At 70.2% G+C, this 5,577-nt stretch carries 2 protein-coding genes; both read left to right on the forward strand.

What is annotated here, in order from left to right:
• A partial coding sequence (locus OXN85_13805) for a tandem-95 repeat protein (protein ID MCY3601036.1) occupies positions 1-2,434 on the forward strand: 2,434 nt, incomplete at its 5' end.
• A 269-nt stretch (positions 2,435-2,703) separates the two neighbouring features.
• The coding region (locus OXN85_13810; GenBank protein MCY3601037.1) for a fibronectin type III domain-containing protein at positions 2,704-5,577 on the forward strand (2,874 nt) is incomplete at its 3' end.

Consider the following 5,577-nt stretch of genomic DNA (forward strand, 5'->3'; position numbering starts at 1 on the left):
GGCGGTCGAGATCGACGTGCTGGCCAACGACACGGACATCGACGGCGACAGCCTGCGCGTGACGTCGGTGACGGCGCCTTCGAACGGGACGGCCGCGATCTCGGGCGGCGGGGTGCGCTACACACCGGCCGCGAACTGGCACGGGATGGACTCGTTCACGTACGTGGCGGACGACGGCAACGGCGGGACGGCGGAGGCGTCGGTCGAGGTGACGGTGACGCCGGTCAACGACGTGCCGGAGGCGGCCGACGACCAGGCGACGACGCTCGAGGACGAGCCGGTGACGGTGGCCGTGCTGGCCAACGACACGGACCCCGACGGCGATGGCCTGCGGGTGTCGTCGGTGACCGCGCCCGAGAACGGGACGGCGGAAGTCGCCGCGGGCGGCGTGCGGTACACGCCGGCGGCGAACTGGCACGGCACGGACGCGTTCGCGTACACGGTGGACGACGGCAACGGCGGGACGGCGTCGGCCTCCGTCGAGCTGACGGTCATGCCGGTCAACGACGCGCCGGCGGCGGTGGGGACGATCCCGAGCCAGTCGCTCGATGAGGGCGGTGAGCCGGCGAGCATCGAACTGAGCCCGTTCTTCTCCGACACGGACGGCGACGCGCTCGAGTACCGGGCCTCCTCGTCGAACCCGTCGGTGGTCGAGGCGACGGTCGCCGGGAGCGTGCTGACGCTCGTGCCGGCGGGCTACGGGACGGCGGAGGTGACGGTGACCGCGGCCGATGCGGGCGGCCTGATGGCGACGCAGACGGTGGCCGTGGGCGTGTCGGACCGGGCGGCGCGCGACGTGGTGTCGCACGCGATGGCGGGAATGGCGCGTTCGCACCTGGCGAGCGTCCGCATGACGCTCGGCCGCCGGACGTCGGCGAGCCGCACGGAGGCGTCGGGACTCACGCTCATGGGCCGCAAGGTCCCGCTCGGGACGGGCGCGGCACGCGCCGAGGCCGAGCGCATGTGGTCCGGCTGGCTCTCCGGCATCACCTCGCGCGCCTACTCGCAGGCAGCCCCCGGCGCTGGCGCACCCATGGCCGCGACCGGGTTCAGTGGCGGCACCGGGTTCGGCACGGGCGCCGGGCTCGGCACACCGGGCGCCGGCGGAGCCGCTATGACGTCAACGGGCGCACCGATGGGTGCTGGCGCATCCAGAGGCGCAACGGGCGACCCGCAGGCTGCCGGGCGGGACGGCTCCGGCGACGGCACCAGCCTCGGCGATCTCTTCCGCTTCGGCGACCTCGTCCCCCGCTTCCAGGGCGGACGCGATCCGTTCCGCGGCTCCGAGTTCCAGTTCGCCTTCGGCGGCGGCCAGGAGGCCGGCGGCGGCGGGGGCGGCCTCCGCTTCCAGCTCTGGGGACAGGGCGACGTGCAGACGTTCCAGGGCGCGCCCTCCGGCGCGAGCGACTACGACGGCGAGCTGCAGACCGGCTACGTCGGCGTGGACACATGGCTCAGCGACCACTGGATGCTCGGCCTCGCCGTGGCCCGCAGCCGCGGCACCGGCGACTGGCGCGCCGGCCGGGCGAACGGCTCGCTCGAGACCCGGCTCGTCGCGGTACACCCCTACCTGCAGTGGTCGAGCGGCGGGACCTCGCTGTGGGCCACGGCCGGCGCCGGCTGGGGCGACGCGGACAACGTGCGCGACTCCGGCCGCACCGAAACCAGCGGACTCGGCCTGCGCCTCGGCCTCGTCGAACTGCGCCGGCGGCTCGCCGCGGGCGGAGGGTTCGAGTTCGGACTGCGCGCCGACGCGGGCTGGGCAGAACTCGCCACCGATGCCGGCGCCGAGACCCTCGACGGCCAGACGGCCGCCGTGAACCAGGTGCGCTTCGGCGCCGATCTGTCCCAGCAGATCCGGCTCGGCGGGCTCACGCTCGCACCGTTCGGAGAGGCCCACGTGAGGCGCGACGGCGGCGCCGGACAACCCGGCACCGGCCTCGAACTCACCGGCGGCCTGCGCGCCCAGGCCGGGTTCCTGCGCATCGACGCGCAGGGCCGCCTCCTCGCCGTCCACTCCGTGGCCGGCTACGAGGAGCGCGGACTCGGCCTCACCCTCAGCCTCGGAAACCCCGGCGGCGAGGGCCTGTCTCTCTCCATGTCCCCGCGCTGGGGCGACGCCGTCGCCGGCGGCGATGCCCTGTGGCAGGAGCAGATCTACAGCCGCTACGCCCCCGCAGCGTCAGCCGACGGCGACCCGGCCGTGAACGCCGGCGACCCGGCCGCGAACACCCGCGACCCGTGGGCGCTCGACATCCGAGGCAACTACGGCCTCCGAATCCCCGGCGGCCGCCTCCTCAACTGGTCCGCCTCCCTCAACCACTCGACCACAGGCCCCCGCTTCACCCTCGGCGCCCAACTCGGCCTCGGCCTCGGTGCCGGCGGCACGACCGGACCGGAACCCTCCGCCGCGCTTGCCCCTGTAATGAATTGAAGTAAGTCGTCTGGCTGTACGTTCGCGGCCCGCGATTCACGGCGAGACGGAAAACATCCTACCCCCTAACCGCTTCACACACGGGAAGATACGCTTCCCATCAATCCCCCAAAACAGGGGGCATTCCCCCCAATATTTGGGAGTTGTGGCACCGGCCTTATTCGCATAGAAAACATTCTGAAAACACGTCCCGCGTTCGCACCGCGCGCGATTTATGGCGCGCGGAGCACAGGCGCGAGTTCCTGATCCGGATCCGGGGGGGTGCGGCGGTGATCAAGTACACCGTGGAAGCGATCGTCGATGGGCGGCGGGCGGCGGGCCTCGCCCTCGCCGTGCTGGCATTCGCCGCGTCGGCGGTGCCCGCGTCGGCGCAGAGCGTGCTCGTGAGCAACATCGGGCAGACGTCCGGGGCCACCTCGAACCTTGCAGCCGTGGATATGGCGCAGGGATTCACGACGGGCTCGAACACGCACGGCTACACCCTCACGAGCGTGGAGGTGAGTTTCGCCGCCCGCGCAAGCAACGTGACGGTGAGGGTAGAGCGGTCAGGGGTGCCCGCGGGGACCGGCCTCGTCGCCACGCTGACCAATCCGACGTCGGTGATCAGCGGCAACAATACGTTCACCGCTCCGGCCGGCGCCCTGCTCAGGGCCAAAACGACGTATTTCGTCGTCGTGGAAGCGAACCTCGGGTCGGTCGACCGCACGCAGTCGACCTCCGAGGACTCGGCCGCGGCGGGGTGGAGCATCGCGAACAACTCCGTGCGCCGAGACGCCACTTCGGACGGGACGTGGACCATGCTGGAGGGGCCCATGCTGATCCGGGTCAGCGGCACGGTGAATACCGTGGCGCTGCGGCCGTCCACGCCGGGGCAGCCGACGGTGGCGAAGGGGTCGAAGTCGGGGAGCCTGGCGGTGAGCTGGGCGGCTCCGTCGAGCACGTCGGCGATCACGGACTATGACCTTCGGTACTTCAAGGGCTCGATGGACCCGGATTCGGAGTCGGACTGGGTGACGGAGGGCGTGCCGGGCCTACCGGACCCGGGAACGGCGACGGCGGACACGATCCGGGGCCTTCTCGCGAACACCGCGTACCGGGTACAGGTGCGCGCGGCGAACGCGAACGGCGAGGGCCCGTGGTCCACGTCGGGGAGCCAGACGACGGCTGCGGCACCGGCGACGAACAACGCGCCGCGCGTGGTGGAGGATCCGCCAGGTAGTGTTTTCTGCGCGGTCAAGGGCGATCTCGCCACGCCGTGGGGGACCCTCAGTATGGCTTCCGGCACCACCGTCAGTCAGGGGAATCTGGTAACGAGGGGGACGGAAACGACGGAGTGGCCGGATGCGTGCAGCGGGCGAAATCGAATTATCACCATGTTCGACGACCGGGATGCCGACGCCCTGATCATCTCGATCTCGTACACGCAGCCGGCCAACATGCGCTTTTTCGGTGGCACTCCCCGGGTAGTCCAGCCGACCACGACAAGTGACGGACAGGTGTTTTTTAGCGGCTTCACGGCGTTTCAGCATACGACCATGCGCGTCGACATAACGGCCACCGACCCGCACGGCGCGTCGGCCAGCACGCACATGATACTCAACGGGGTAACCAGTGCGAACACGGTTGGCGCGCCGAGTTTCTCGTCGACGGCGAGCGGTCAGAGCTACGCGGTGAACGAGGCGATCACGGACCTGGTGCTTCCGGCGGCGACGGGCGGAGACACGTCGCCGCTGGGGACTGTTATGGCCAACCCCTACTTCTACACGGTGAGCGGCCTTCCGCCGGGCCTCACCTTCGACGACGCGACGCGGACGATCTCGGGGACGCCGACGGTGCAGGGCAGCTACACGGTGACCTACAAGGCGGAGGACCTCGACGGGGACGACGACGGCGACACGCCGGATCCGATGGACACCGCGGTGCAGACGTTCGTCATCGCGGTGACGGGGGACATTCTCGCTACGGATCCGCCGGGCGCGCCGGGCACGGTGACGGTGGAGAAGGGGCCGACGTCGGGGAGCTTGAAGGTGAGCTGGTCGGCAGCGGCGAGCGCGGTGGCGATCACGGACTATGACCTTCGGTACTTCAAGGGCTCGATGGACCCGGATTCGGAGTCGGACTGGGTGACGGAGGGCGTGCCGGGCCTACCGGACCCGGGAACGGCGACGGCGGACACGATCCGGGGCCTTCTCGCGAACACCGCGTACCGGGTACAGGTGCGCGCGGCGAACGCGAACGGCGAGGGCCCGTGGTCCACGTCGGGGAGCCAGACGACGGCTGCGGCACCGGCGACGAACAACGCGCCGCGCGTGGTGGAGGATCCGCCAGGTAGTGTTTTCTGCGCGGTCAAGGGCGATCTCGCCACGCCGTGGGGGACCCTCAGTATGGCTTCCGGCACCACCGTCAGTCAGGGGAATCTGGTAACGAGGGGGACGGAAACGACGGAGTGGCCGGATGCGTGCAGCGGGCGAAATCGAATTATCACCATGTTCGACGACCGGGATGCCGACGCCCTGATCATCTCGATCTCGTACACGCAGCCGGCCAACATGCGCTTTTTCGGTGGCACTCCCCGGGTAGTCCAGCCGACCACGACAAGTGACGGACAGGTGTTTTTTAGCGGCTTCACGGCGTTTCAGCATACGACCATGCGCGTCGACATAACGGCCACCGACCCGCACGGCGCGTCGGCCAGCACGCACATGATACTCAACGGGGTAACCAGTGCGAACACGGTTGGCGCGCCGAGTTTCTCGTCGACGGCGAGCGGTCAGAGCTACGCGGTGAACGAGGCGATCACGGACCTGGTGCTTCCGGCGGCGACGGGCGGAGACACGTCGCCGCTGGGGACTGTTATGGCCAACCCCTACTTCTACACGGTGAGCGGCCTTCCGCCGGGCCTCACCTTCGACGACGCGACGCGGACCATCTCGGGGACGCCGACGGTGGCGGGCAGCTACACGGTGACGTACAAGGCGGAGGATCTCGACGGGGCGAACGAGGGCGACACGCCGGATCCGATGGACACCGCGGTGCAGACGTTCGACATCGTGGTGGCGAGCGACGAGCCGGTGATCCAGTCGGTGGAGATCGTGTCGTTCCCGTCGCTCGACCGGAGCGGGGACGGGACGGCGGACACGTAC

Origin of the sequence: Candidatus Palauibacter australiensis (assembly GCA_026705295.1) — a bacterium.
GTDB classification, from domain to species: Bacteria; Gemmatimonadota; Gemmatimonadetes; order Palauibacterales; family Palauibacteraceae; genus Palauibacter; species Palauibacter australiensis.